This is a genomic window from Nonomuraea basaltis, from assembly GCF_005893125.1.
Classification (GTDB): Bacteria; Actinomycetota; Actinomycetes; order Streptosporangiales; family Streptosporangiaceae; genus Nonomuraea; species Nonomuraea basaltis.
On the sequence record NZ_VCJS01000022.1, the window covers coordinates 65,161 to 90,720 of the forward strand.

The 25,560-nt window shown below is 68.0% G+C and carries 28 protein-coding genes and 1 pseudogene; 18 read left to right on the top strand and 11 right to left on the bottom strand.

Annotation, left to right across the window (positions count from 1 at the left end):
• Positions 1-197 precede the first annotated feature (197 nt).
• Together EJK15_RS13405 and EJK15_RS13410 are read right to left on the bottom strand one after the other, a co-directional pair.
• Positions 198-1,064 (bottom strand): SMP-30/gluconolactonase/LRE family protein, encoded by an 867-nt coding sequence (locus EJK15_RS13405; protein ID WP_138710715.1) that lies wholly within the window; start codon positions 1,062-1,064, stop codon positions 198-200.
• Positions 1,065-1,325: 261 nt separating this feature from the next.
• Positions 1,326-2,183 carry an SDR family NAD(P)-dependent oxidoreductase gene (locus EJK15_RS13410; RefSeq protein ID WP_138710716.1) on the bottom strand — a complete coding sequence of 286 codons (858 nt, stop codon included), beginning with the start codon at positions 2,181-2,183 and terminating at the stop codon, positions 1,326-1,328.
• Positions 2,184-2,319: 136 nt separating this feature from the next.
• On the opposite strand from EJK15_RS13410, the gene EJK15_RS13415 reads away from it, so the two are divergent.
• A complete protein-coding gene (locus tag EJK15_RS13415; protein ID WP_138710717.1) occupies positions 2,320-3,201 on the top strand; it encodes a helix-turn-helix transcriptional regulator in 882 nt (293 codons plus the stop codon).
• Between the two features lie 85 nt (positions 3,202-3,286).
• Positions 3,287-3,487, top strand: a complete 201-nt coding sequence (locus EJK15_RS77510; RefSeq protein WP_420847055.1) for a transposase family protein — start codon at positions 3,287-3,289, stop codon at positions 3,485-3,487.
• Positions 3,488-3,639: 152 nt separating this feature from the next.
• Here EJK15_RS77510 and EJK15_RS13420 read toward each other — a convergent pair whose 3' ends face one another.
• Complete coding sequence (locus tag EJK15_RS13420; RefSeq protein ID WP_138710718.1) at positions 3,640-4,536, bottom strand: NAD(P)H-binding protein; 897 nt, start codon at positions 4,534-4,536, stop codon at positions 3,640-3,642.
• A gap of 62 nt (positions 4,537-4,598) precedes the next feature.
• Here EJK15_RS13420 and EJK15_RS13425 point away from each other — a divergent pair, with 62 nt between their 5' ends.
• Positions 4,599-5,210 (top strand): helix-turn-helix transcriptional regulator, encoded by a 612-nt coding sequence (locus EJK15_RS13425; RefSeq protein ID WP_171074279.1) that lies wholly within the window; start codon positions 4,599-4,601, stop codon positions 5,208-5,210.
• 77 nt (positions 5,211-5,287) lie between these two features.
• Here EJK15_RS13425 and EJK15_RS13430 read toward each other — a convergent pair whose 3' ends face one another.
• From EJK15_RS13430 to EJK15_RS13440, 3 genes are all read right to left on the bottom strand, one after another.
• Entirely contained in the window at positions 5,288-5,698 is a 411-nt protein-coding gene (locus EJK15_RS13430) for an SgcJ/EcaC family oxidoreductase (RefSeq protein WP_171074280.1), read from the bottom strand.
• A 160-nt stretch (positions 5,699-5,858) separates the two neighbouring features.
• A complete protein-coding gene (locus EJK15_RS13435; protein WP_206060832.1) occupies positions 5,859-6,809 on the bottom strand; it encodes an alpha/beta fold hydrolase in 951 nt (316 codons plus the stop codon).
• Positions 6,810-6,918: 109 nt separating this feature from the next.
• A complete protein-coding gene (locus tag EJK15_RS13440; protein ID WP_171074281.1) occupies positions 6,919-7,464 on the bottom strand; it encodes a DsbA family protein in 546 nt (181 codons plus the stop codon).
• A gap of 157 nt (positions 7,465-7,621) precedes the next feature.
• Between EJK15_RS13440 and EJK15_RS13445 the strand changes: the two genes are divergently transcribed.
• The 5 genes from EJK15_RS13445 to EJK15_RS13465 all read left to right on the top strand — a co-directional run bounded on the left by EJK15_RS13445 (position 7,622) and on the right by EJK15_RS13465 (position 11,226).
• Entirely contained in the window at positions 7,622-8,188 is a 567-nt protein-coding gene (locus EJK15_RS13445; RefSeq protein ID WP_138710723.1) for an NADPH-dependent FMN reductase, read from the top strand.
• Between the two features lie 97 nt (positions 8,189-8,285).
• On the top strand, positions 8,286-9,353 hold the full coding sequence (locus tag EJK15_RS77515) for a zinc-binding dehydrogenase (RefSeq protein ID WP_420847056.1): 1,068 nt from the start codon (positions 8,286-8,288) through the stop codon (positions 9,351-9,353).
• Positions 9,290-9,574, top strand: coding sequence for a hypothetical protein (locus tag EJK15_RS77520; protein WP_138710724.1), 285 nt, complete (start codon positions 9,290-9,292; stop codon positions 9,572-9,574). Before EJK15_RS77515 ends, EJK15_RS77520 begins: the two co-directional genes overlap by 64 nt.
• 54 nt (positions 9,575-9,628) lie before the next feature.
• The gene (locus tag EJK15_RS77525) at positions 9,629-10,471 is read left to right on the top strand and encodes a hypothetical protein (RefSeq protein ID WP_138710725.1); all 843 of its coding nucleotides are present in this window, start codon (positions 9,629-9,631) and stop codon (positions 10,469-10,471) included.
• On the top strand, positions 10,366-11,226 hold the full coding sequence (locus EJK15_RS13465) for a helix-turn-helix domain-containing protein (protein WP_138710726.1): 861 nt from the start codon (positions 10,366-10,368) through the stop codon (positions 11,224-11,226). The genes EJK15_RS77525 and EJK15_RS13465 overlap by 106 nt, the downstream gene beginning before the upstream one ends.
• A 391-nt stretch (positions 11,227-11,617) precedes the next feature.
• On the opposite strand, the gene EJK15_RS13470 is transcribed toward EJK15_RS13465, so the two are convergent.
• Complete coding sequence (locus tag EJK15_RS13470) at positions 11,618-12,106, bottom strand: VOC family protein (protein ID WP_138710727.1); 489 nt, start codon at positions 12,104-12,106, stop codon at positions 11,618-11,620.
• A gap of 394 nt (positions 12,107-12,500) precedes the next feature.
• On the opposite strand from EJK15_RS13470, the gene EJK15_RS13475 reads away from it, so the two are divergent.
• From EJK15_RS13475 to EJK15_RS13495, 6 genes and pseudogenes are all read left to right on the top strand, one after another.
• Complete coding sequence (locus EJK15_RS13475; RefSeq protein ID WP_138710728.1) at positions 12,501-13,022, top strand: SigE family RNA polymerase sigma factor; 522 nt, start codon at positions 12,501-12,503, stop codon at positions 13,020-13,022.
• Positions 13,019-14,212, top strand: coding sequence for a WD40 repeat domain-containing protein (locus EJK15_RS13480; protein ID WP_138710729.1), 1,194 nt, complete (start codon positions 13,019-13,021; stop codon positions 14,210-14,212). Before EJK15_RS13475 ends, EJK15_RS13480 begins: the two co-directional genes overlap by 4 nt.
• Positions 14,213-14,305: 93 nt before the next feature.
• Entirely contained in the window at positions 14,306-14,437 is a 132-nt protein-coding gene (locus EJK15_RS76270; protein WP_276615389.1) for a site-specific integrase, read from the top strand.
• Between the two features lie 39 nt (positions 14,438-14,476).
• Positions 14,477-14,698 (top strand): annotated as a pseudogene (locus EJK15_RS77530) (site-specific integrase); the annotation flags it as partial.
• A gap of 137 nt (positions 14,699-14,835) precedes the next feature.
• A complete protein-coding gene (locus EJK15_RS77535; RefSeq protein WP_138710762.1) occupies positions 14,836-14,964 on the top strand; it encodes a helix-turn-helix domain-containing protein in 129 nt (42 codons plus the stop codon).
• A 567-nt stretch (positions 14,965-15,531) separates the two neighbouring features.
• Positions 15,532-16,347 carry a class I SAM-dependent methyltransferase gene (locus tag EJK15_RS13495; RefSeq protein ID WP_138710730.1) on the top strand — a complete coding sequence of 272 codons (816 nt, stop codon included), beginning with the start codon at positions 15,532-15,534 and terminating at the stop codon, positions 16,345-16,347.
• 79 nt (positions 16,348-16,426) lie between these two features.
• On the opposite strand, the gene EJK15_RS13500 is transcribed toward EJK15_RS13495, so the two are convergent.
• From EJK15_RS13500 to EJK15_RS13515, 4 genes are all read right to left on the bottom strand, one after another.
• Positions 16,427-16,750: a hypothetical protein gene (locus EJK15_RS13500; RefSeq protein ID WP_138710731.1), complete on the bottom strand. Its 324-nt coding sequence runs from the start codon at positions 16,748-16,750 to the stop codon at positions 16,427-16,429.
• A gap of 600 nt (positions 16,751-17,350) precedes the next feature.
• Complete coding sequence (locus EJK15_RS13505; protein ID WP_138710732.1) at positions 17,351-17,932, bottom strand: dihydrofolate reductase family protein; 582 nt, start codon at positions 17,930-17,932, stop codon at positions 17,351-17,353.
• The gene (locus EJK15_RS13510; RefSeq protein ID WP_138710733.1) at positions 17,929-18,318 is read right to left on the bottom strand and encodes a VOC family protein; all 390 of its coding nucleotides are present in this window, start codon (positions 18,316-18,318) and stop codon (positions 17,929-17,931) included. The genes EJK15_RS13505 and EJK15_RS13510 overlap by 4 nt, the downstream gene beginning before the upstream one ends.
• A gap of 19 nt (positions 18,319-18,337) precedes the next feature.
• Positions 18,338-19,882, bottom strand: coding sequence for an MFS transporter (locus EJK15_RS13515; protein WP_240776947.1), 1,545 nt, complete (start codon positions 19,880-19,882; stop codon positions 18,338-18,340).
• Positions 19,883-20,199: 317 nt separating this feature from the next.
• On the opposite strand from EJK15_RS13515, the gene EJK15_RS13520 reads away from it, so the two are divergent.
• The 4 genes from EJK15_RS13520 to EJK15_RS13535 all read left to right on the top strand — a co-directional run bounded on the left by EJK15_RS13520 (position 20,200) and on the right by EJK15_RS13535 (position 25,462).
• Positions 20,200-22,887, top strand: coding sequence for a helix-turn-helix transcriptional regulator (locus EJK15_RS13520; RefSeq protein ID WP_138710734.1), 2,688 nt, complete (start codon positions 20,200-20,202; stop codon positions 22,885-22,887).
• A 149-nt stretch (positions 22,888-23,036) separates the two neighbouring features.
• Complete coding sequence (locus EJK15_RS13525) at positions 23,037-23,384, top strand: tyrosine-type recombinase/integrase (protein WP_240776948.1); 348 nt, start codon at positions 23,037-23,039, stop codon at positions 23,382-23,384.
• 355 nt (positions 23,385-23,739) lie between these two features.
• On the top strand, positions 23,740-24,369 hold the full coding sequence (locus EJK15_RS13530) for a hypothetical protein (RefSeq protein WP_138710736.1): 630 nt from the start codon (positions 23,740-23,742) through the stop codon (positions 24,367-24,369).
• Between the two features lie 70 nt (positions 24,370-24,439).
• On the top strand, positions 24,440-25,462 hold the full coding sequence (locus EJK15_RS13535) for a hypothetical protein (protein ID WP_138710737.1): 1,023 nt from the start codon (positions 24,440-24,442) through the stop codon (positions 25,460-25,462).
• The last annotated feature ends 98 nt before the right edge of the window (positions 25,463-25,560 follow it).

Below are 25,560 nucleotides of genomic sequence, written 5' to 3' on the forward strand. Positions count from 1 at the left end.
GCGTTGAGCGAGCTGATGGCTGCCCGGGATGCCGCGCAGGCCGACAGCGAGGCCGTCATGCCGAGCGGGGACAGGACCGTGATCGTGGTACTCCCGGCCGGACACATCTCTGATCATCTGGCCGAGGACGGCGTAGCCGAGGTCGCTGTAGTTCCACGTCCCCGGCCGGTTCAGCGCGCAGCGCGCTGTCCTGATCGTCAGTGGGGCATTCGCGGACGGGGCAGTGCGGGATCGGCCACGTCCAGGGTGAGGTGGACGATGTTGGGGGTATGCCTTGAACCGAGCATTCCCAGGCTGGTCACGAGGAGTCCGTCGTTGGTGACGGCGATCGCGCTCGGGCCGTCGAGGCCGTCGGCTGCGGTGGCGAGGACAGTTGTGTCGCCGTGTGGGGTGATGCGCAGAACGGTGTCGCGCGGGTGGATGGCGAGATACAGCGTGCCTGAGGTGTCGAAGGCGAAGTCGTCGGCGGGTATGCCGGCATACACCTGCGTCACCTCGCCCGGGTGTCCCTGATCGATACTGATGCGCAGGACGCTGCCCTGGGCTGTGTTGGTCGCCCACAGAGCGCCGTCCCAGACCTTGAGCCCGTTCACACCGGTGGATGACACTGCGTCGTCCGGTGACGTCGGTGTCAGGCGCTCGTCGACGAGCCAGAGCCGCAGCGTGTCATCGCCGGGGGAACAGCAGAGGATTTCGCCGTTGACGGAGTCCGCAGCGAACAGCGTGCCGTCTTCGGCAAAGGTGATGCCGTTGAGTCCTGCCTGGGTTTCCGCGGTGGCGAATCGGCTCCAGCGATGGGGAGCGTCGCGCCGCCAGATCCCCGCCACGGCGTCAGCCGCGCTGCGCACCGCGGCGTAGAGCCGATGATCGGCGTCCGAGGCGAGCCCGACAACGATCGCGTCTCCTTGTTCCGGGGTCACCCGTTCCTGCTCCCTGCTGGACAACCAGACGGTGCCCGCAACCAGCAGCGTCGCGCAGATCGTGCCGTCCGCGAGGATCACGATGTTCTCCGGCATCTCTCCGGCACTGTAATCAAAGGTTTTGAGGATCTTGGAATTCGCCATCCAAAGATTTAACGGGCGAATCTCTGGAATGCCAAGACGTGCTCGTCAAGTCACCAGTAGACAGGTGCGGCGGCCGCCCTGGCCGACCACGCGCCTCCGGATGCCAACACGCCGGTCACTGCCTACCTGCTCAACCAGAGCGGGCTCTTCCTCGACAACGAGGGCGCCGGCAACCACGCGATCGACTCCTTCGAGCGGGCCTGCACCGCCTACGAGCGGGTGCGGGTAGCCGATCACCTGCGCCCTTCCGGGCCGCTCCCTTCAAGGCGAGGGCTTGGCGAGGTCCGGCGCGTGCGTCAGCCGCGTGGACACCTCCCACAGTCGCAGGGTCAGCGCCGCGTCGCGCACCTGTGGGCCGCGCGGGTCCTCGATGTCGAGCCGGTTGAGGAACCGCCCGTTGACGCCGGCCGGGTCGTCGGTGGTGATCAGGTGCTCCAGCGGCCCGGCCCCCTGCTCGGGCGTGATCGCGGGACTGACCCGGGAGTGCATGAGCAGCGCTGCCAGCCGGTTGTCCCGGAAGGCGTTGGTGGCGGTCAGTCCCGGGTGGAAGGCGGCGGTGGTCACGGTCGTGCCCGCGGCGCGCCGGGCAAGTTCCCGGGTGAACAGCAGTGTGGCGAGCTTGGTCATGCCGTACACGCGCATCATCCGGTAGCGGCGCCGGGCGGTGGTGAGGTCGTCCAGGTCGATTTTGGCGTACCGGTAGGCGTTGCTGCCGGTGTTGATGACGCGCGCGTCCGGCGACTGCCGCAGCCGTTCCAGCAGCAGGGTGGTGAGCAGGAACGGCGCCAGGTGGTTGATCTGGAAGGTGCGCTCGTGCCCGTCGGGGGTCAGGGCGCGGGAGGAGAACAGGGCGCCGGCGTTGTTGGCCAGGGCGTCGATGCGGGGATAGCGCTCCAGTAGTTCCCCGGCGAGGCGGCGGACGTCGTCGAGGCGGCCGAAGTCGGCCAGGTGGGCGTGCGCGCCCGCGCTTTCCGCCACGGCGCGGGTGGCCTCGGGCGAGCGGCCGACCACGGCCACGGTGGCGCCGCGGGCGGCCAGCCGGCGCGCCGCCGCGGCGCCGATGCCGGAGCTTGCCCCGGTGATGATCACTGTCGTGCCGTGCAGGCTCCGCTCAGCCATGGTGACGTCCTCGCATGCTGAATGTGAACATGGACCTGAACCTTGGCGGCGACCGGGCCGGCTTGCCAGGGCTCCGCCGATCCTGGGGGTGACAGGACCAGGCTGAACACCTCCGCGGGCTCATAAGCTGGGGCGCATGACGAGCCGGGAGCACACCGTCCTGGGCGACTACCTGCGCGCCCGCCGCGAGGTGCTGCGTCCGCAGGACGCCGGGCTGCCCGCCGGTCAGGGCCGTCGGCGGGTGCCCGGGCTGCGGCGCGAGGAGCTCGCTCTGCTCGCCGGCATCAGCGCCGACTACTACCTGCGACTGGAGCAGGGACGCGACCGGCGCCCTTCGCCGCAGGTCCTGGACGCCCTGGCCAGCGCGCTGGGACTGGACGAGGCGGCGCGGGCCCACCTGCATCGCCTGGCCAAGCAGGAGCAGCAGCCGCGCCGCCGCCCGCGGCGGGCCCCGGAGCGGGTGGTGCCCGGCCTGCGGCGGCTGCTCGAGTCCGCCTTCGGCGCCCCGGCCTACGTCCAGGGCCGGCTGATGGACGTCCTGGCCGCCAACGGCCTGGCCCAAGCGCTGTCGCCGGCGTACGCACCGGGCACCAACGTGGTGCGGGCCATGTTCCTGGAGCCGGGACTGGCGCAGACCCACGGCGTCGGGGAACACGATCTGGCGGGGCTGGTCGCCTGCCTGCGCCGCCAGGTGGGCCCCGACGTGGACGACCCCCGGCTGACGGAACTCGTCGGCGAGCTGTCGGTCCGCAGCGAGCCGTTCCGGCGGCTGTGGGCCCGCCAGGACGTCCGCGCCCCCGCCCGCGGCCCGCTGCGCCTGCACCACCCCCAGGTGGGACCGCTGGAACTGCACTACGAGAAGCTGCTCGTGCCGGACGCCCGCGACCAGCAGCTCGTCGTACTCAGCGCCGAGCCGGGCAGCCCGAGCGCCGAAGCGCTCACTCTCCTGGGGGCCCTACAGGAGCCGGGCGCGCACGAGTCCCGAAGGACCACCTCAGCTGACAATCAAGCCCCTTGACCAGTGGCTCACCGCCTCGGAACCCAGCAGCAATCAAGCACCACTCACCCTCCGGCATCGCTGCGACCCGCCCCGCCTACGCCTCCTGGGCCAACCCGATCAATGCTGCCCTCGGCCAACTGGCCGAACGGCCGCGAACACGGGCCACGGACCCCTCCGGCCGCCTTGCCCGGCATGTGGGGTACTGGCCCGGCGGGTGCACGCCTATCACACGCGGCGTCTGGCGGATGTGCCGGTCGGCAGCGGCGGTGTGGTCGTGGACCTGCGAATACGCCGATTGGTGTGAAACCCGCGGATGCGTGCGGTGGACGTCCGACCGGCGGGCGCGCACCTGTAGTCGTTCGTCACAAGCTTCGACCCTAGAGGGGGCATAAGCATTCATTCGACGAATTTTCGGAGCACCACACGAGGCAGTGGTCGTCACAGGTCGGGCACGCGTTACCCGGTCGCGTCGAGGGTGGGACGGAGCTCGGCCCAGGCCCATGCTCCGAGCGTCGTGTCGGTCGTGGTCACGGGGGTCCGCGACTGCTCGGGGACGAATCCCTCGCGCAGTCCGGTCGACATGCCCATGATGGCCCCGACCTGCGCCGGGGACATGCCGGCGCCGCCCAGCGTGGCGCGCATGTCGTCGTCGGCGACGCGGTTTGCGGTGACCGTGCGGCCCAGGACGTCGCCGACCACGGCCAAGGCGTCGTCCCAGGACAGGTCCTGTGGTCCGTGCACGGCCTGCACCCGGCGTCCCGACCAGTCGGCGCGCAGCAGCAGGGACGCGGCCACCGCGGCGATGTCGGCCGGAGCGACCCAGGAGAACGGCTTGCCGGTGGGCAGGAGCACGGCCACGGTGCCTGAGCGGATGCTGTCGAGCTCGAACAGCAGGTTGCTGAAGAAGTAGCCGCACCGCAGGTGGGTGACGGCGAGGCCGGCGTCCTTGGCGACGACCCGGTCCAGCGCCTCCTCGACGCGGGCCAGCCCGTCGATCTCACCGGCGCCTTCGCGGAGCTCCGCTCCGACGCTGCTCTGCAGGACGGTGCGGGGGATGCGGTTCTCGGCGACCGCGGCGGCGGCGATCTCGCCGACCTCGGCGTACGCCGCGACGGGGTCGTCGGCCTCGCCGGGCGGCACGACCAGGAACAGCGCGTCGACGCCGCGGGTCGCCTCGGTGACGGCCGCGGCCTCCCGCAGGTCGACCTCGCGGGCGTCGACGAGGTCGCCCCAGGTCGCGCGGGGCTGCTCGGGGTGGCGGCTCAGCAGCCGCGGACGGACACCTGCGCGGACCAGGTGCCCAACTAGGAAGCGGCCGACATTGCCGGACGGTGCGGTGATGGCGATCTCCATGGCTCCGACCGTACGGGTAGATGTGGCCCGATCCTGTCCGCGATTGTGGCCACACTGGAGCCGTGACCGAATTCACCCCTCACGCTGGCGACCCCGCCGGACGGACCCTCCGGCTGCTGGAGTTGCCGGCCGCTCGGCCGAGTTGGTCGGCTTCCGATCTCGCGGGGCGCCTCGCGGTCAGCACCCGCACCGTCCGTCGCGACGTGGCTCGCCTGCAGGGCCTCGGCTACGCCATCGAGAGCCGACCCGGGCCGGGTGGCCACTACGCGCTGGGTCCGGGGCGCCGGATGCCGCCGCTGCCCTTCCAGGACGACGAGGTCCTGCCCCTGGTAGCGGCCCTGCGCATGGTCGAGCGAATCCTTGCCGGGGATGCCTCGCACCGGGCGTTGACCAAGCTGTCGCAGGTGCTCCCGCGGCGGCCGCGTACCGCCCTGGACAACGCCGCCGCGGGGAGCGAGAACGCTGGCGGCGAGCGCGGGGGTGACCCGGCGACCCTGGCGGTGCTGCTCCGCGTGGCCGGCCGAGGACCTCGCGACCTGGTTCGCCACGGACTTCGGTCGTCACTCGGGTGCGCCGGGAAGCTGAACGGCTCAGGCGGTCGCGGCGGCGGCAGCACGACCTGCGTAAACAGGCTACTGATCGTTATCGCGTCGGACTTATCCCGCCATGTCTGATCCGTAATCCCCCAAGGGAAAAGGCGGCGACCAGGCGACTTCCCCTTTATCTCGTACTTGGTCTGCGGCCCTTCATGTCACACGACGGTGGTGTTCTGCATAGCGCTGATCCACCACCTTCTCTCCTTCTTGATCGCCACGATGGTGCCGTGGTTGGTGAATGCTCTTTCCGGAGTGGTGGTGTGCTGTTCCACTTGGACGACGGCGATGTCAGTGCTCAGAGGACTCACGCTGAGTACGGAGATACGAGTGCTCCAGTCGCGGACAACGCCCGCCAATCGAGCGGTGTGGTAGGCAAAGAGATCGTCCCATCCCCGTAGAGTCGTGCCGTCGGGCACGGTCAGGATCGCATCGGCGGTGAACCGTCCGTCGAGGACGGCAGCGTCCTTGCGGTTGAAGCCGGCCTCGATGTCGGCGACGAGTTCTTCGAGGTGACGCACGTCCTGTGCGTCGGCGGGCAGGCGGTAGGCGCGGGGCCGCATCTTCATGGTTGTCTCGCTTCCGGTGTATCGGTAGTTGATCGATGACGTTCGCGCCCGAGCGATTGCACCTGGCGGACACGGGCGTGGAGGGGCGGAATGGTGGGGTGTTCGAGGCGACGTCCGGACGATTGCCGACGTCATCGCGTTGCGTTCTCCCGAGCTGGTCTCACAACGAGTTCAGGAAGCGCGTGAACGCCTCGTTGACCTCTGCCGGACGCTCCTGCTGAGTCCAGTGGCCGCAGCCCGGCAGTACGACGGCTCGGCGCAGGTTCGGCACGGCGGCTGATGTGCCGGAGATCAGCTCCGCTCCTCCCGGCAGGGCCGCGGCGCTGTCTCTGTCGCCGGTGATGTAGAGGGCGGGCGGGAGGATGGCGGCGTGCTGCCAGGGACTGGTCAGCGCCCAGTTGCGGTCCAGGTTGCGGAACCAGTTCAAGGCGGTGGTGAAGCCGGTGCGTTCGAAGTCGGTGGTGTAGACGTCGAGGTCCTCCTCGGTCAGCCAATCGGGCAGCCTGTCGGGCTCTCTCCACGTGTCCAGGAGCCCGCCGCCCGGCGGGACGATGGGATTCCACGGATATCCCTCACCGGAGGCACCGTGGAGGGCTCGGCGGATCGTGGCACGCGGGTCCCGGGCCAGTTCGCGGTCGGCGACTCCCGGCCGCTGGAAGTAGGCGATGTAGAAGTTGTCGCCTGCCTGAGTACGCATGGTGGACAGCGGCGCGGTAGCGGGCCGGACCGCGTACGGGCCGCCCAACGCGATCACTGCGCGCACTCGATCGGGCCGCATCAGCGCACTGTGCCAGGCGACGCCCGAGCCCCAGTCGTGGCCGGCCACGACCGCCTGCTCCTCGCCGAGTGCGCCGATCAGGCCGATAACGTCGCCGACCGTGTGCAGGATCGTGTAGTCCTCCACAGCGTCCGGCCGGTCGGTGCCACCGTAGCCTCGCTGGTCCGGGGCGACGACGTGGTATCCCGCCTCGGCCAGCGCCACGAGCTGGTGGCGCCAGGAGTACCACGACTCGGGAAAGCCGTGGAGCAGGATGACCAGCGGGCCCGAGCCCGCCTCGGCCACGTGCATGCGGATGTCCCCAACCTGGAGGTGACGGTGGGTGATCTCGATCATCTGAGGTCCTTCACAAGACTGGTATTCTTCAGCCGCGATACGCCTGTTCATGGACGCGAAGCGGACGTGAGCGCGGCCAACAGCGCCTGTTCCGATTGGGCGCCGGTCAGCTCCGGCCGGTCGGCGAACCGGTACACCGGCACCCCCGCACGCCCGAGCTCCGTACCCGGTCGAGTTCGGCCAGCGTCTCTTCGGCGCATTCGTCGCTCCACTGAACGCCGGTCTCGGCGGCCAGGGCCTTCAGCGTGCCGAGATCGGCGATGTTGAGCTCGTCGGTGTGGTGCGCGCGGAACAGCCGCTCGGCCATCTCCTCACCCAGCCCCTGGCGGGCGGCCACCGCGATGAGACGGTGCGCTTCGAAGGTGTTGGAGTAGATCGCGTTCTCGTGACGGAACCGCAGGCCTTCCTCCGCCGCCATGGCCGTGATCCGGGTCACGGCAGCCAGCGCGTCCTCACCGAAGGCTCGGCGGAGCACCTCAAGCTTGAGCTCTCCTTCCACGCTCGCGCCGGGATCCAGCTGGAAGGGAAGCAACACGACGTCGGCCTGCCCCCTGTCGGCGCGGAAACGGGCCAGCGCCCGCCGCAGGCGAGTGAAGCCGAAATAGGACCAGACACAGGGGATGTCGAAAACGAACTGCACGGTTGTGCTCATGCCGGCAACGCTACGAGCGACCCCTCGATGGGCACCTCTGTCAACTGACTGGGGTTGGCCATCCAGGTCGACGGACCCCAGTCGATCGACAGAGGAGCGGTCGCCGTGAACCGTCCTAGCGTCGTTCTCCTCAGCTCGACCAGAAAAGGGGAACAGGATGCTCAATGTGGCGATCATCATTGGCAGCACCAGGGAAGGCCGTTTCGGGCCCGTGGTGGCCGGCTGGTTCGTCGCCCAAGCCAAGGCACACGGCGGGCTGGAGCTTGACGTGATCGATCTGGCCGACTTCGACCTGCCGGTGACGCTACCGCCGGGTCTGCCGCCCACGCCTGTGATGGCCGGCCTGTCGCAGCGGCTGCACGCGGCCGACGCGTTCGTGGTGCTGACCCCGGAGTACAACCGCAGCTTCCCCGCCTCGGTCAAGAGCGTGATCGACTGGCACTACACCGAGTGGCAGGCCAAGCCGGTGGGTTTGGTCTCCTACGGCGGGATCTCCGGCGGCCAGCACGCGGCCCAGGCCCTCCGCGGCGTCTTCGCGCAACTGCACGCGGTCACGCTCAGTGACACGATCAGCTTCGTCAATCCCTGGCACACCTTCGACGCCGAAGGCCGGCACCTCGATCCCGCCGCTTCCGAACAGGCCGCCAAGACGATGCTGGGCCAGCTCGTGTGGTGGGGACGCGCGCTGAAGAACGCCAAGGCCACGCACCCGTACGGGACCTGACGATGAGAGCCATCAGGCAGTACGCCTTCGGCGGCCCAGGCGAGCTGCTCCATGAGCAGGACGCCGCCGGCCCGGCCCTGGCCAGGTGCGCATCGCGGTGGCCGCGGCCGGGGTCACCCGGCTGGACCTCACCGTACGCGCGGGCACTGGTCGCTGGCCGCCCGATCTGCCGATGATCCCGGGCAGGGAGGTCGCGGGCGTGGTGGAATCACTCGGCGACGGCGTTGAGCCGCGCTGGCTGGGCCGGCGCGTCGTCACCTGCCTCGGACTGGCCGCCGGCGGTTACGCGGAGCTGGCCGTACGCGAGGCGGCCGCGGTGCACGAGATCGCGGACGGCGTGTCCGACCACGCGGCCGTGACGGCCATCGGCACCGGCCGCGCCGCGGTAGGCATCCTGGACGTCGCCGGTCTGACGCCCGAGGACGTGGTGCTGGTGCTCGGCTCGGCGGGCGGGGTCGGCAGCCTGCTCGTCCAGGCCACGGTACACATGGGCGCGACGGTCGCCGGAGTGGCGGGCGGGCCGGCCAAGACCGCCGTCACGCGCCGGCTCGGCGCGGCGGTCACCGTCGACCACACCCGGCCCGGCTGGCCCGAACGCGTTTGCGAGGAACTGGACGGCCGGCAGGTCACCGTGGCGTTCGACGGGATCGGCGGCAGCCTCGGCCGTACCGCACTGGAGCTGCTCGGCCACGGCGGCAGGCTGATCATGTACGGTTGGCTGAGCGGACATCCCGTCGACGTGTCCCCGCGCGAGCTCTACGAACGCGGGCTGAGCCTGTGCGCCGCGCCAGGGCCCAGCATGCCGGGCCGTCCAGGCGGCGTACGCAGGCTGGAGGAGCGCGCCCTGGCCATGGTGACGGACGGCACGCTGACGCCGCTCGTCCAGCGGTTCGCTCTCTCGAACGCTGCTGCCGCGCACACCGCCTTGGAATCCAGGAATACGGCAGGCAAGTCCTCCAGGAAGCGCAGGGCAACCCACTGGCCGTGCTGGAGTTGCTCGCCGCCCAGCGGGAGGGTCAGCTCGTGGCAGAGCCGTACGGCGCGCGCGCCTTCTCCACATTCAGCCGTATCCAGCAGACGTTCGCCGACCGCATCGCCACGTTGCCCGAGGCGACGCAGATCCTGCTGCTGGTGGCCGCCGCCGAGCAGGACGGCGACCCCGTGACGGTGTTCGGCGCGGCCGAGCGGCTCGGCGCGAGCGTGCCCGATCTGGAGCCCGCCGAGGACAGGCGCCTGCTCGGCATGTCCGGCGACCGCCTGGTGTTCAGGCACCCCCTGATCAGAACCGCCGCCTACCCGTACGCCCTCGGTCGCGCTGCTTCGGGCATCACGGTGCGCGCCCAGCCACAGCTGGCTGCGGGCGAGCAACATCAGTGCACGTGGTAGCACGCCGATCGCACCCTGGGCCCTGCTCTCGCGTTCCAAGCCGACGGCTCGGTCGTGGGCGGCGCCGTAGTCGCCGAGCAGCATCTCCCACCACGCGATCCTGGCGTTCCCCCGCAGGCCGGGCGGGCCCGCCGCGAGATCCCGGTCGAGGAGCAGGTGTACGGCGATGGCCGCCTCGACCACGTCGCCCCCGGGCCCGTTCAGCGCGGTGATGCGGGCGGCCAGCTCGCCGATACGTCCGGCATCGGGCACCCGCAACCGGTGCGCCTGATCTGCCGCGGTTCGAACGGCGGTGAAGTCGCCCGCGGTCCAGGCGATCTCGACGGCCGAGAAGAGCAGGCCGGCAGCGAGATCGGGGGTCTGGCCGGCGACGGCCCAGGCCGATTCGGCCAGGAGCTGGTGAGCGGAGGTGGCACTGCCGCGCTCGTCGGCCAGGCTCGCCCGGAATTTGGCCACCTCCGCCGTGGCGACCGGTTCGGTGATCAGGGCGGCGGCGTCGTCGGCGAGGGTCGCCGCCCGCTCTTGCTGGCCCGCGTCGGCGGCCGCGCGAGCGGCGTGGACGAGGCGGCGTCCGCGCTCGCGAGGGTGGGCACTGAGCTTGGCGGCGCGCTCGTAGGCGGCGGCGACGGCGGCATGGCCACCGCGGCTCCGTGCGCTTTCGGCGGTGCGTTCGAGCTCAGCCGCCACCTGCTCGTCCGGTCCTGTGCTCGCAGAGGCCAGATGCCAGGCCCGCCGGTCCCCGTCCAGCACCTCGGCGAGGGCCCGGTGCACGGCCAGGCGTCTGCTGACCGTTGCGCGCCCAAGACACCGGCCAGAGCCACAACCTGGCCTTTCTCTGGGCCGTCCTGGCACAGGTCGCCGCGATCGAAGGCGACCACGAACGCTGTAAAGAGTTGACGGCCGAGATCACGGCACACGGCACCGCTCCCGGCCACGCCCGAGCTATGGCCATCACGGCCCTGCTCGACCTGGGCCTCGGCAGGTACGAGGCCGCACTGGTGAAGCTGACCGAGGCGGTGGAGGGGCCCAACAAGCTGGGCACCGTCCACAGTCTCCCCGACCTGGCGGAAGCCGCAGCACGGGCCGGTCACCCAGCACAAGCACAGGAGGCCGCCCGCCGGTACGCCGACTGGGCAGATCACACCGCGCGACCGTGGGCACTCGCGATTGCCGCACGTTGCCAGGCATTGCTCGGTGCCGGGGAGGACGCCTGGATGCGAGCCGTTCACCTGCACCGCCAGGAGGGGAACCCGCCCTTCGAACGGGCTCGTACCGAACTCGTGTACGGGGAATGGCTGCGTAGGCAACACCGCAGAGTCGACGCCCGCGCTCCACTGCGGTCCGCGCTGGAAACCTTCGAACGCCTCGGCGCCAGGCCCTGGGCCGACCGCGGGGCCACCGAGCTACGCGCCACCGGCCAAAGCGTGACCCGCCATGCGGAAGATCCTGACCCGTTGGCCCGCCTCACGCCCCAGGAACTGCAGGTCGTCCGGCTGGCGGCCACGGGCCTGAGCAACCGCGACATCGGCGCCCAACTCTTCCTCAGTCCCAGAACGGTCGGATACCACCTGTACAACGCCTACCCAAAGCTCGGCATAGCCTCCCGAGGAGAGTTGCCGGGGGTTTTGTCGGGCGGTGACTCCCCAAAATGATGGTGTGCCTACCGGGAGCCGACACTGGCGTCAGAAACGGGTCATGGATGTTCCACCGTGGATTCCAGCCGTGGTCACCGACCTGCTGCAGTCCTTCTCCCGGCGCCTGCCATATAGCCCCGCCCAAGAGACATTCCGGGCCCGGCTCAAGAGCCTCACGCACAGTCCAGACCAGAGCTTGAGCAAGTAGAACGGGATGCGGCAGCTTTGCCCCCCGGGTCACGCCGCCGTGATGTCGATTGCGGCTGGGCGCAGCGGCCGCCATCCAGCTTGGCCGGCTCCGCCTCCATGTTGACGACAAGTAGGTTGCCGGGGACCGACAGCGCTAGAGGGACGACCAGGTGAAGGCTGCAGACCATGGCGGTGTGACGTACCTCCAGCTCGGTCGAGGTCAGCTCTGAGGGAAGATCTCGGTCTCGGGGCGCTGCATGTACTCCATCGCGGCGGTGAACTCCGGGTCACCGAAGCGTCGCTCCATCTCCTCGGGCGTCACGTCCTCGATGCGGGTCTGGATCCACCACACATTGCCGAACGGGTCGCGCACCCGCCCGACCAGGTCGCCGAAGGCCAGGTGGGTGACCTCCGAGATGGAGACGCCTCCCGCCGCGACAGCCTTGCGGTGTACGGCGCGGGCGTCCTCGACGTACAGCCGGAGGAACGCGGGCGTCGCGGGCCAACTCGGGTCGCCGTCGAACAGCATCACGATCGCATCACCGATGCGGACCTCCGCGTGCCCGATCACTCCGCGGGCGTCGATCACCCGGCCCAGTTCCTCAGCGCCGAACGCTTTCCGGATGTAGTCGATGACCGCGGCCGTGTCGCGGGAGATGATCCACGGTGTGACGGTCGTGTAGCCCTCAGGGACCGCCTTGACAGACATCTTGGGGTGCCTCCTTGCGTGCCGGAATGTGCCGCCGACACTAGACCTCGTATAGGCCAGTTTCTGTCCTACACGGCACGGAGCGTCCGCTCGATGTGCTCGCGCGCGGCGCGCGTGAAATCGGCCCCGCGCCCGCGGGGTGGTCCTATCGGTGACGGCAGGGACGCGTGAGTCCCAAGACATCGGTGACGGATGCTGTTGTCGGTCATCCTGTCGTGCGTCGTGGCGGCGTCGCGCATCGGGAGGCTGGGATCAGCCCCGGTGGATATGTCCGTTGTCGAGCAGCGGTATCGGGCTGTGCTGGCGGTGTGCAAGAACGCGACACGAAGTTCTAGCCGGGCGGACCGAACCTTTCGACACGTCACCGGAGTCGGTACGGTCGAGAGGAGTCGCCTTGGACCGCAATGACAGCTTCCGCGAGTTCGTCGCCGGCCATCAGCAGGCGCTGATGCGCACCGCGTACCTGCTCACGGGAGACGCCCACCAGGCCGAGGACCTGCTGCAGAGCGTCCTGCTCAAGGTGCTCGGACGCTGGTCTAGGCTGTCGCGCGTCGAGCGCCCCGAGGCGTACGTGCGCAAGGCGCTGCTGAATCAGCACATCTCGTGGCGGCGGCGCCGGGGCAGGACCGAGCTCCCGACCGCAGACCCGCCCGACCGGCCGTACTCGAGCGAGGACTCCACCATCGTGCGGCTCGTCATGCGCCGGGCTCTCATGCGATTGCCGCCCCGGCAGCGGGCGGTGATCGTTCTGCGCTACTACGAGGACCGGACCGAACGTGAGACAGCTGAGCTGCTGAACTGCTCGATCGGGACGGTGAAGAGCCAGGCCCACTACGCGCTGGCCCGTTTACGCGAACTGGCGCCCGAACTGGCGCCGAAGCTCGCCGACATGGAAGCCGAGGAGACCTACCGATGACCTGGCTACGGAACGTACTCGTCGACCTGGCCGACGACGCTCCACAGGTGGACCTGGCCGAACGCACGATCGCGACGCATGACCGCAGGCGGCGTACCGTGATGTCGCAGCTCGCGGCGGCCATGATCGTGGTCATCGCTCTTGGTGTGACGGCCGCCGTCCGGCTGCTGCCGGACGGGTCGCAGGAGGTCGCTTCCCAAGGCGACCTGCCGGCGCGCGGGGTGGGGCCGCTGAGCCACGCGTACAAGACCTTCTGCAAGCCGGACAGGGGGAAGGCGCCGTCAGGCTGCCGAGACGGAAGCTGGCGGGTGGTCACGCGGAGCGGGAAGGCCTACTACGTCAGTGAGGCGCTGCCCAGCCTCAGCCCTGGGCGTAGCGGACTGCGGGACAGCCCACTGGCGATCAGTCGGGACGGCCGGAAGATCGCCTACTACAGCGCAAAGGAAGGGACCTTCCAGGTCCGCGACCTGGCCTCGGGCCAGAGGACGACGGCCGCCGACAAGGTGCCGAAGGGCTGGCTGGGCAGCATCTCGCGCCTGATGCTGTCGGACGACGGCCGGTTCGTGGCTTTCAGCAAGGTCCCGGACTTCAAGGACCCCGCGCTGCTCATCGACATGCGTGACAGAGTCGTCCGCCAGTTGCCGAACCGCTGGGTCCCCATCGGCCTGTCACAGGACGGCGCCACCATCACGCTCGCGGAATATTCGCCCAATTCGCAGCTGCGAACGATCTCGAACCTGTGGCCGCCCTCCTCAGCGGGCAACTCCACGTCGGTCATCCTGCCGAAGCACTACAACTTCAGCCCACTCGCCCCCGACGGGAAGACCGTCGCGGTGATCGAGAACCTCAGCACCGCCGAGAAGCCCTGCCGTCATGGCGACCTCGCCCTCATGGACACGCTCACCGGCAAGAAGCGGAAGGCGACCGCCATCAGCGGCCTGCCCCCGGACGTCTCCCAGATCTCGCTGCGCACCTGGCTCAGCGCCGACGAGGTGACCGCTCTCACCACATCCGTGCGGTGCAGACCGGCATCTGAGGTGGCCGACGAGCCCGCGGTGGTCGACCCGCCGTACCAGGCCATGACCGCCTACGCGCTGAACGTCAGGACCGGTAAGGCCAGGAAGCTCGCCACGTACAAGGCGCAGAGCTTCTTCCACATCGTCCTACCTGGGCCCCCAGGGGCGCTCTGACCTCAGGCCCTGCACGCCTACGTCGTCCTGTCACTGCCCCTGGGCGCGCGTACTGAGGAGCTACGCGCGCTCACCTGGTCGCACGTCGTCAACATGGACAGCACACCGCCGTCCATCATGGTCTGGCGCTCCGTCAGGGAAGGCGGCGACACCAAAACCAAGAAGGCCCGCCGCACCCTGGCCATACCGAGGCGCTGCGTGGACGCCCTCAAGCTCCACTGCTAACGCCAGGACGTAGCCAAGAAGGCAGCGGGCGACCGGCAGGACAACGACCTCGTGTTCACCTCCAAGGTCGGCACAGAGCTCGACGCACACAACGTCCGCCGCTCGTTCCGGGCCGTCCTCAAAAAGGCCGGCCTCAACCCGCAGGACTGGACACCTCGCGAGATGCGGCACAGCTTCGTCTCGCTGCTCTCCGACTCCGGCATGCCCATCGAAGCCATCTCACGCCTGGTCGGCCACCGCAACACCACCGTCACCGAGACCGTCTACCGCAAGCAACTCCGTCCGGTGCTTCAGGAGGGCGCAATCGCCATGGACGAGATCTTCAGTCGTACTTCGTCGGATCGGCAGACAGAGACGCCTTCAGCCGATTCGTCGCCGCCGCACGAGACAGGCGCGGCCTGCGGCAGAAAGATGCGGCACAACGCCTCGGGGTCTCCCCCGCAACAATCTCCAACATCGAAAATGGGCACAAGCGCCTCACAAGGGACCAGTGGAAGCAACTGGCAAGCGTCCTCGAAGTACCGTGACAACAACTCCTGGACCGTGCCATTGACCTGTCAGACCCCGTCGAAAGAGCGATCACCTCATCCGAGCTTGATCGCGAGCACCAGGACGCGCTGCTCCTGACGTACGGCTGCTTCGCGGGGCGTGACTCACTGGAGTACGTGAAGGTCATCCGGCACCGAGATAAGGAAGCAGGGGACATGTAGTCACTCACTTAGTCACCCAGCAACGCAAAAGGCCGCTTCCTGCAACCGGGAAGCGGCCTTTGACCTGGGTGGGGTGTTCACGAATGGGGCTGGCCTGGGGCGGATTAGGTACTGAGGAGATCGCTTCCCGAAGGGAACTTGATCCTTTCCCGCACACGCCACGCTAGGCTTGCCCGAAGGAGATCTAGCTGCACCCCGCCCTCCAACCACAACGCGGTCGTGCGAAGGATGGGACGGGAAGGCCTGATCCCTTGGATCAGTCAGTCTTCTTCATCCTGAAGCGGCAGCTCATAGCGGGTGCAGTGGTGAAGGGGGTCGGCGAACGAGCAAGGCCCGACCAAAATCGTTCGCCTCGGCCGCTGGGCGACAGATAGCGTGTCCGCTGTGCGGGACGAGATCTACCACTACAACGAGGAACGCTGGGAAGCCCTTGTGGAGGCGGACGCGTTGTTCACCCGTCCCATGCTCGACCTGGACGCGGAGAAGGCTCAGGCTTATCTGGGCCTGGACAGGCTGGGCATCCCCGGCGATCTGGCGGGCCGAAAGGTGCTCTGCCTGGCGGGAGGAGGCGGGCAGCAGTCTGCGGCCTTCGCTCTGCTCGGAGCCGACGTGACGGTTTTCGACATCTCCTCTGGGCAGTTGGAGCGGGACCGCTCGGCCGCTGAGCACTACGGCGTCGGCATCCGCACGATCCAAGGTGACATGCGGGACCTGTCGGCCCTCGACGACTCCTCGTTCGATCTGGTCTGGCATCCGTACTCGCTGACCTTCGTCCCGGACTCCCGGATCGTTTTCCGCGAGGTCGCGCGAGTCGTCGAACGAGGCGGCTATTACTACCTGATGTGCGCCAACCCGTTCTTCTCCGGGCTCACCCACGACTCGTGGAACGGGGAGGGCTACACGCTGAGGCAGCCCTACACGGACGAGGCCGCGACCTGTTATCCCGACCAGGACTGGGTCTACGACCGGAAGCCGGTCCGCGGCCGCATTCGCGAACCCATGGAGTACAGGCAGACACTGAGCCGGATAGTCAACAGCCTGATCCGGGAAGGCTTCATGCTGACGCTCCTGTCTGAAGTCCGAGGCGACTACCCCGGTGCCGAACCGGGCAGTTGGGCGCACTTCACGGGGGTGGCCCCGCCGTGGCTGGAATTCGTCTGGCAGTACTCAAACGGTTCGGCGAGGCGAACTACGAGATAGCTCTGGGCGACAGGCTGTGGCACGTCTACCGACTCATCGGCAGGTTGCCCGTCTACCTGCCATCGTCACCTACGCCCTGCTAGCCGCAGGGGCGGTCGAGGTTGCCGCTTTGCACAGCTGAGGTTTGCGCATCTGTCTTCACTGGCAGCACACAACGCTCTACTGCTACATAGAGCGATATCTCTGCGACCGTCTGCAGTCGCATAGATACTCGTGACAGGCTTGATGTGGTCGCCGGGATCGGGAAGCCGCCGACGCTGGCGATACCTTGTGCTTCGAGATCCTCGCAGAAATGCGGTATGAAGCCGGGGACTGGGAAAGTGCCGAAGACATCGCCCGGGGAGCCGCCGATGCCGGTGACATCTTTCCTCTGTTGGCACTGTGGCGAGCGCGGCGCGATCACGGCGACCTGGAGGGTGCCGAATACTGGCACAAGGCCTGGCGCACGGCAGGGATCGAGGCGCTAGCGCCCAGAACGATCACTAGAGGACCCGAAATTCCTCTAAATCCGCAAGGACCGTGTTCTGGCCGGCCTGTTCGGCAGCAGACGCCCGGAGCCGCTGATCGCGGTCTTACGCTCCAGGAACCTGCTCGTCATATGCGACGGGCAAACCTGCCGCATCAACACAAGGAATCCGTTCCTGAGAACGGACTCCTTATGGGTAATCCCGTGTCCGAGACTCGAACTATATGCCCATCTTCCGCTTATCCGCGCTGGCCTGGTACTGCGATGATCGCAACACGGGCGATCGCACCGAGGCCAGATCCTTCACTACGTGATGGGCCCCATCCCGGTAGGGGAATATACGCCTGCCCTATTGCGGAGATCTTGCTCGTTGTCTGCCTGGCGTCGGTCGCGGTACTCCACCCGCTCTCCGACCTCGTCGTCGTCCAACGTGATGTCGCGTATGCCAGCCGAGGTCCGATTTATGCCCATGGCCGCTCCCGTTTGGAAGGAACGTTGCGCCGAGCCGCCGAGGGGATAGATCCGGGTGCCCTCGACTCAGCCGTGCAGGGTGGGCCGGTAGATGAGCTCTTGAATACGGCCGTCGAGTGTCCGGCTCTCGATCAGCTCGAGGTCGAAGTCGGCCGCGCCCTGGAAGATCGGGGCCGTTCCGGTCTGTCCGGTGATCACTGGGAAGATTGTCACCTGGACGTAGTCGACCAGGCCGGCGGCCATCAGCGCCCGGTTCATGGACAGGCTGCCGTGCGAGCGCAGTGGCACTTCGGACTCTTCCTTGAGCCGGGCGACGACGTCGACGGCGTCGCCGCTCACGAGGGTCGCGTTCGGCCAGGCGAGGGGGCCTTCGAGTGTGGTCGAGACCACTGTTGTCGGCAGGTTCCTCAGCCGGGTGTTCACTGGATCGCTCACCTCGGGCTCGGTGCTCGGATCCAGCAGCTGCACGGATTCCCGGTAGGTGTTGGCCCCGAAGACCATCCGCTGCTCCTCGCCGTACAAGGCGAAGCGGTAGTCGAGAAACTCGGGGCCTTGCTTGCCCCAGTAGCCGCCCCAGTCGCCGTCGCCGTCGTAGGAGCCGTAGCCGTCGAGGCTGGAATAGACGTCCCAGGTGTAGGTCGCGGTCATGATGCTCTCCTTGCGTGCGGTTGATCGGGCGTGATTGCGGTGGTCAGGCCGATCACGTGATCCTCGGGGTCGGTGAACTGGCCCAACTCGATGTTGGTTCCCGGCACGATGTCCGGGCTGAACAGCCGGCGGCCACCCAACTCTTCGGCCCTGTCCAGAGCTGTACCGACATCGGGCACCTCGACGTAGACGGTGACGTGCCGGCTGTCACCGCCGTCACCGGAGCCGATGCCGCCGGTGATCCCGTCCGGCCCGCTCGGCTGGACCAGGCCGTAGCCGCCAGGACCGCGGGGTTCGATCTTCCAGCCGAACAATTGGGCATAGAAGGTGTGCAGTGCCGCGGCGTCGCCACCGACGATCTCGAAGTGCACGACGGGTTGGGGCATGGGTTCTCCTCGATCCAGGTCAAATCGATGAGCGCTCGTGGCTCGGGGTGGCCAGCGTGGCCGTTTTGGCTTCGGGCAGCGGGTCGGCGTCCGTCGTCGTGTCGTCGTCGCCGTGCGAGTTCCGCACGTGTTTAAACGCCTGCACAGCGAGAACAGCTAGGCCGACGTAGATGACGGCGCTGACGATGCCCACCACGTGCACGCCGGAGGTGAAGGCGTCGCGGGCTGTGGCCAGCAGGTCGCCGCCCTGCTCTGCGGGCAGCTGACCGGCCGCGGCGACCGCGCGGTCGATGCTTTCCCGGGCTGCGTCCGCCGCATCAGGACGTGCCGTGCCGAGACCGCCCTCCACGTTGCGCCGGTACACCGCGGTCCCGAGCGTTGCGAGCGTGGCGATGCCGAACCCGATCCCGAATTCGGCGGCCGTCTGGACGATCGACGCCCCCGAACCGGCCTTGTCCGGCGGCACGGCCCCCATGGCGAGGTGGTTGCAGAGCGCGGCCAGCGGAGCGGTGCCGAGCATGACGACACACATCGCGATGAAGATCGTCATCGGGCCGGACGTCGAGTCGGCCAGTGTGAAGATGATGTAGCCGACACCCGCGACGATCAGTCCGCCCGCGATCAAGTACGCCGGACGGATGTGGTTCGCCACCGGAGGAGTTGTCAGATTGCCGATGATCATCAGCACGTTGGGCACCAGCAGGAGCAAGCCGGCCGCCAGCGGGGTGAGGCCGGCGACGTTCTGCAGGTACTGCGTGACGAGCAGGAGGGTGCCGGCACCCACGACGGCGGTGACGAACATCAAGGTCAGAGCGGAGCTGAACGTGCGGTTGCCGAACATGCGCAGATCGAGCAGCGGGTGCTCCAGGCGTCGCTGCCGCTGGACGAACACCACCCCTACCGCGATGCCGAACACCAGCGCCCCGGCGGGGAACCACTCCCAGCCGTTGCGAGCCAGCTCCTTGAGCCCATAGACGAACGGCAAGATCGCTGCGAGGGACAGCTCGACGCTGACCGGGTCGAGCTTGCCGGCCCGCGGTGCCTTCTGCTCGGGGAGCAGGGAGCGGCCGAACGCTAGCAGCAGCACGATCCCCGGCACGGACACCAAGAAGACCGAACCCCACCAGAAATACTCCAGCAGGACGCCACCGACGAGCGGGCCGAGCGTCGCCCCGCCCATGAAACAGGCCAGATAGATGGCCAGGGCGCGGCGGCTTTGCTGCGGGTCGGTGAACATGCCGGTGATCAGGGCCAGCACCGACGGCGTCACCGCGGCACCTGCCACGCCGAGCAGCGCACGGCTGGCGATGAGCATCTCCGGGTTGGTGGAAAACGCCGCCGCCACCGAGGCGATGCCGAACACCGCGGCGCCGACGAACAACAGCTTCCTCCGGCCGATCCGGTCACCGATGGTGCCCATGGTGACCAGCAAACCCGCGATCATGAGGCCGTAGATGTCCACGATCCACAGCTGCTGGATGCCGCTGGGTGCGAGGTCGGCGGTGAGGCGTGGTACGGCCAGGTACAGCACGGAGAAGTCCATTGTGACGAGGAACGTGGGCACGCTGAGCACGGCAAGCCCAACCCATTCCCGCCACCCGGCTCCGCGTCTCGCATTTCCAGTAGTCACGATCTACTCCAGTCGGTGGTGCTTAGCTCCTGGTCCACCAATCCGCCGGTCGTGGCGATCGGCGCGGTAGCCCGGCGGCTCCTGCACCGACGATCACTGCCTCGCATCGCTTTGTCATGGCTGTGCGAGTGGCGATGATCGGGGTGACCTCCGGATGGCGGTGGTGCTTCGACGCTAGGGCGATCGACCGGTACCCGAATCTGTATCGGTATCAGTGATTGCACGGCCAGTACGGCGGTAGTCTGGCCGTCATGCTTCGCGGCCGGCAGGTTGAGTGTGCTGCCATCGACACCCTGCTCGAGCAGGTCCGGCGCGGGGTGAGCGGCGTGCTATTGGTGCGCGGGGAGCCCGGGATCGGGAAGACTGCCCTGCTGGAGTACGCCCTCGGCACGGTGGACGAGGACGTCCGGGTACTGCAGTGCATGGGCTATGAGTCGGAGAGCCAGGTGCCGTTCGCCGGGCTGCACCAGGCACTCCGCCCGGTCCTTGACCATCTTCCGGCGCTGGCCGAACCGCAGCGCCGGGCGTTGTCTGGTGCGTTCGGGCTTGGGGAGGCTGCGCGGGACCGGTTCTTGATCGGCGCGGCGGTGTTGTCGCTGCTGGCCGAAGCATCCGAAGTGTCGCCGCTGTTGGTTCTGATCGACGACGCGCACTGGCTAGACCGGGCATCGCTGGATGCGTGGATGTTCGCCGCACGCAGGCTGGGGCGCGAGGCCGTCGGCGTACTGATCGCCACCCGGGACGAGCCCGGCTCGCCGGATGCGGCCGGACTCCCGGAGATCACACTCGCCGGCCTACTGGCAGACGAAGCCGCGCTGCTGCTCGATGATCTCGGTTTCGCAGGCGTCGCCCGGACCGAGTTGGTCGCATCGACCGAAGGCAACCCATTGGCGCTGCGTGAACTTGCAGCCGCAGGCCCGATGTCGTACGAGGGCCCGATACGGTTGACCGATCGCCTGGTGCAGGCGTTCGGTCGCCAGATCGAGGCACTCCCGCCCAGTACGCGCAGGTTTCTGACACTTGCAGCGGCCGACGACACCGGCGATCTCGCAACCATTCACCGGGCGGCTCCGGCAGTCGGTACATCGCTCGCCGATCTGACCGCGGCAGAATCAGCCGGACTGGTTCGGGTGGCACAGGGCGCGCTGATCTTCCGGCACCCGCTGTTGAGGTCTGCCGCGTATCACGGTGCGGCACTGGCCGATCGGCTGGAGTCTCATCGCGCCCTGGCCGCGGTCACCGGCAACGAATATCGGCGCGTCTGGCATCTGGCTGCGGCGACGATCGGACGCGACGACGCGATTGCCGACGCGTTGGAGCAGGCGGGCAGGCGTGCGGCGGCTCGGGGTGCCCACGGTGCGGCATCGTCGGCCTTCGGGAGGGCTGCTGAACTTTCGACCGAGGCGGGCGATGCGGTACGCCGCATGACCGACGCAGCCGAAGCGGCTGTCGATGCAGGCAGGATCGAATGGGCCAGGGTGACGGCGCTGCAGACCCTTCCGACGGCCGGCGGCCCGTTGCAGAGCGCACGGTTACTCGAGGTTGTCGGTCGGGCCGAATTCGCGGCCCGTAACCTGAACGAGGCCTATGGCCACCTCCTGGCGGCCAGCGACGCGATGGCAGCAGATGACAGCGAGCGTGCGTTCTGGCTGGGGCTGACCGCTGTGCACACCGTCTGGTCGATGCCCACCGATCCGGAGAAGCTCGTCGCCGCTGTCGATCACCTTGCTTCGTTGGCGCCCGCGGGCACGTCACTGGATGCCGTTGCGTGGCTCGCGAAATGGGCTGCGGTGGCGGCCCTCGTGACCGACCCGCGCGGCTACCCCGAACTGGATCCGCTGCTCCTCCGCGCAGCCTGCGTCGCCAGGGAGCGTGGACCCGAGGCCCTGGCCGAGGTGATGAGCTTCGCGGTAATGCTGAATCGGGACAAAACATCGTCGGAGATCGCCACCGAGCTCATCCAGGGTGCCCGCGAGCGGGGCGCGGTCGCGGTGCTCCCATCGGCGCTTGCCCAGCTCAGCCTGAGCCAAGTCTTTCTCGGTCGGCATCGGGACGCGCTGATCAGCGGCACCGAAGCGGTCACGCTGGGCCGTGACACCGGTCAACAGCTCTGGGCTGCGTACGCGAGCTCGGCGTTGGCCTACCTGGCGGCGATCCAGGGTGATGAGACGCATTGCCTCGAGATGGCGGGCACCGACGCAGGTTCTCTGGGTGACGAGCGTGCGACGGGCACCCAGGCCCGCGCGGCCCTCGGCCTGCTCTATCTGGGACTTGGCCGCATCGCTGAGGCGTACGAACGTCTCGCTGGCGTGCAACGGGGACCAACCCGGCACCTGTCCGTCGTCCAGCGCAGCGTGCCCGACTTTGTCGAAGCCGCCGTCCGAATCGGCCGTGCCGACGAGGCGGCTGAGGCGATGCGGCGCTGCGAAACCTGGGCGGCGGTCATGGATGAGCCGTGGACCGACGCCTTGGTGTTGCGGTGTCGGGCCCTGCTTGCGACTGACGATTCGGCGGAGGATCTGTACGTTCAAGCACTGGCACGTCACCCGGTCGACGAACGGCCCTTCGATCGCGCCCGGACCACCCTGCTTTACGGCGAATGGCTACGCCGCGCCCGTCGCAAGACCGAGGCCCGCGCGCAACTGGACGTCGCACGCCGTCTGTTCGACCAGTTAGGCGCCCGGCCCTGGGCAGAGCGTGCAACGGGTGAACTGGCCGCGATCGACGGCTCGAGCCAGCAACGTACGACGCCGGCCGAGGCGAGCCGACTGACACCGCAGGAACTGCAGATCGCCGAACTCGCCGCAGCCGGCCTGTCCAATCGCGACATCGCGGCACAACTCTTCCTCAGCCCGCGCACCGTCGAGTACCACCTGTACAAGGTCTATCCGAAACTTGATATCCGATCCCGCGCCGAGCTCAGCAAGGTGCTTCATTAATCAACTACCGTTCGGATGCACGATGAGGTGGCACGGCCACGCGGGCACCATCGTCAACAGCCACACGGTCACCACGCACGTCGTGGAGTTCACCGTGGACCGGGCAGAGCGCCGACAAACTGGCGGCTGAGGCTCTCTGGCAGCACCACGTGAGCCAAGCCGCCGACAAGCTCAAGGCAGGAGAGGCATGGAAAGATCACAACCTGGTGTTCTGCACGAGCGTCGGCACCCAACTGGACGCATCGAACGTGCGACGGGCATTCCGTAGGATCACCAAGGAAGCGGGGATCGGAACGGCCTGGAGTCCCCGCGAACTGCGTCACTCGTTCGTCTCCATCATGAGTGACCAGGGCGTACCCATCGAGACCATCGCCGATCTCGTCGGGCACGCAGGCACCAGCGTCACGGAAGCCGTGTACCGACACCAACTCAGGCCAGTGATCAGCAAAGGTGCCCAGACCATGAACACCATCTTCGGCGACAGCCAACACGGGTAGAGAGTCCGAGTGAGATGGCTCCCCGATTGGCTCCCATCGACTCCCAGACATGAGAAAAGGGCCCCCGGATTACTCCGAAGACCCTTCTCACCTGCATCTTCCTGGTGGAGATGAGGGGATTCGAACCCCTGACCCCTTCGATGCGAACGCCAGTGGGGCATATCGCTCCTGACCGCCGGATGCCATCCGGTGCCGTCAAGTGCTCTGGGGATGACGTCCGTTGATCTCGGCTGCGCTCCCGTGCCAGCGAGTCCGCTGACTTTTCGCTGACTCCCTCGACCTTCCGACCTGCCAGCGAGCCCTCCTCGCATCTTCAGGGACCGCACACATGCTCAATGCCTGGATACTGGCGGCTATGGTCATCATCGAAGTCGTCCTGGAGACATACGACGCGGTGGACTTCACGGCCTGGCCGATCGCGGAGCCGTCAAACGCCCGCCTTCTCACCCTCTCCGGCCGAATGTCTCCCGCCGACGTCGGGACGGCCATGGCCGTCATCTTCAGCTACAACAACATCCCCGTCACCCACGCCGCCGACCTGACCGAGGCGCATCTGGAACGGCATCTCGCCGAAGCGGAAGGCCTAATCGCTCCGGGCGGGCTGCGCTTCCGCGACACCACCACGGGCGTCAGCATCTCGCCCGGTTGCTGCTTCGGCTTGGAGAACTGGCGGGGCTGGTGGGATGTGACTCGGGGGCAGAAACCCTGGCTCGGCCACGACCCCACTCCACACATCACACATGTGGCTCACGTCATCCAACTCCGGCAGCACGACGGGGATCCTCCGTCCATCGAGATCACTCGCGGCGAGCTGTCCAGCCTGCTCACCACCGCCCAACAGCACTTCTCCGGGTTCCTCGACCTCGCCCGGCAATGGGCGGCGACCACCACGCCAGAGCTGGCCGACCGGCTCATCTCAGCCCTCGACCAATACTTCATGATCAGCGAAGCCTTCGCCTCCTCAGGCGGCCGTGCGACGCGGTGATTCTGAGGGCTTACAAACAAGGCGGGATGTTGTGCCACCATGATCGCGTCGTTCCGACGAAGGAGGTTGCTTGGTCGTTTTCGCCTGTGCGGGGTGCGGCGCCGTGATGACCGCGAAGGTGGCGCGGGTCGCGCTTCCCGACCACTCTGGCCAGAAGTACGGCCATGATCTGCTCCCCGGTCTTCTGGAGCCAGGAACGTACGTGGTGGACCCTGGAGACGACCGGCCTTGGGAACCATTGAAGCCCAAGCCGGAAGAGCATGGCGTCCGACTGCTGACGTACTGCATCTCGGGCCCCCCGAACAGGATCGGGATCGCGCCGGGCGACCTCCGCGGAACCGTCTTCATCCCGGAGCGGTTAGGCGGCTGCTGTTGTGGCTGGGACGGCCAGTACGGTCCCAACCTGGCGTGCGCGAGGTGCGGCTGTCCGGTGGCGACTCGCGTCGACGACTGCGGTTTCTGGCAGGTGGTGTGGCTGGAGCCGGAAGCCGTGCGTCCTGTCGCCGTCGATGGCCCCGTCCAGCGGGTGATTGACTGGGAGGAACTGCCGAGCACGCCGCCCGTTGATCCGCGTGGTTTCTGGAGCCCACTGTGGGAGGCCGCGGTCGCGGTGGCACTGGCGCACCTGCTGGTCGTTTCGGGTGGTAGGCGGGTGTCTGTCCCTGAGGGGCCTGTCGCAGCGGCGTTTCGCCGGGCGATCGACAGTCTGCTCCCTCCGGGGCCGCCGGAACGACACCTCGTCCTGGCCGGGCCCGGCCTGTCCGCCGCGATCACGGACATCGCACTGGCGCCGAAGCATCCGCAGACCGGTGAGGTATGGCCGTGTAGCGCGGGAGCGGTGGTGCCGCTGGCCGCGGACGTGTGGACATACATGGCGTTCAACGATGATCGGCGGCTCGTGCCGGCGGCGTACGGGATGCCTGCCGTCGTTCGCCGTGATGATCCGCCCCCGCTGCTGCCGCACAGTCTTTTCTGTCCCGATGGGCGAGTGTTCCTCAGCACGCTAGAGCGGCTGGCGGCGGTTCGGCAACCGTGGTTGCGCCGTATCTATGACCGGGTGAAAGACCGCCCCTACATGGACCCGTTCGCGTAGATGCGCGAGCAGGGCGATGGCCTCGCGGAGGTATCGCCCAGGTGGTGCCACTCTGACGCCGAAGCCGGGCCGCAACTTCGGCGAGCGTTTCGTCCTTG

What these genes read in the sequence shown, in the direction of transcription:
- EJK15_RS13405 (WP_138710715.1), bottom strand. Translation starts at nt 1,064, where the DNA reads ATGGCGAATTCCAAGATCCTCAAAACCTTTGATTACAGTGCCGGAGAG.
- EJK15_RS13410 (WP_138710716.1), bottom strand. Translation starts at nt 2,183, where the DNA reads ATGGCTGAGCGGAGCCTGCACGGCACGACAGTGATCATCACCGGGGCA.
- EJK15_RS13415 (WP_138710717.1), top strand. Translation starts at nt 2,320, where the DNA reads ATGACGAGCCGGGAGCACACCGTCCTGGGCGACTACCTGCGCGCCCGC.
- EJK15_RS13420 (WP_138710718.1), bottom strand. Translation starts at nt 4,536, where the DNA reads ATGGAGATCGCCATCACCGCACCGTCCGGCAATGTCGGCCGCTTCCTA.
- EJK15_RS13430 (WP_171074280.1), bottom strand. Translation starts at nt 5,698, where the DNA reads ATGAAGATGCGGCCCCGCGCCTACCGCCTGCCCGCCGACGCACAGGAC.
- EJK15_RS13440 (WP_171074281.1), bottom strand. Translation starts at nt 7,464, where the DNA reads ATGAGCACAACCGTGCAGTTCGTTTTCGACATCCCCTGTGTCTGGTCC.
- EJK15_RS13445 (WP_138710723.1), top strand. Translation starts at nt 7,622, where the DNA reads ATGCTCAATGTGGCGATCATCATTGGCAGCACCAGGGAAGGCCGTTTC.
- EJK15_RS13470 (WP_138710727.1), bottom strand. Translation starts at nt 12,106, where the DNA reads ATGTCTGTCAAGGCGGTCCCTGAGGGCTACACGACCGTCACACCGTGG.
- EJK15_RS13480 (WP_138710729.1), top strand. Translation starts at nt 13,019, where the DNA reads ATGACCTGGCTACGGAACGTACTCGTCGACCTGGCCGACGACGCTCCA.
- EJK15_RS76270 (WP_276615389.1), top strand. Translation starts at nt 14,306, where the DNA reads ATGGACAGCACACCGCCGTCCATCATGGTCTGGCGCTCCGTCAGGGAA.
- EJK15_RS13505 (WP_138710732.1), bottom strand. Translation starts at nt 17,932, where the DNA reads ATGACCGCGACCTACACCTGGGACGTCTATTCCAGCCTCGACGGCTAC.
- EJK15_RS13510 (WP_138710733.1), bottom strand. Translation starts at nt 18,318, where the DNA reads ATGCCCCAACCCGTCGTGCACTTCGAGATCGTCGGTGGCGACGCCGCG.
- EJK15_RS13520 (WP_138710734.1), top strand. Translation starts at nt 20,200, where the DNA reads ATGCTTCGCGGCCGGCAGGTTGAGTGTGCTGCCATCGACACCCTGCTC.
- EJK15_RS13530 (WP_138710736.1), top strand. Translation starts at nt 23,740, where the DNA reads ATGGTCATCATCGAAGTCGTCCTGGAGACATACGACGCGGTGGACTTC.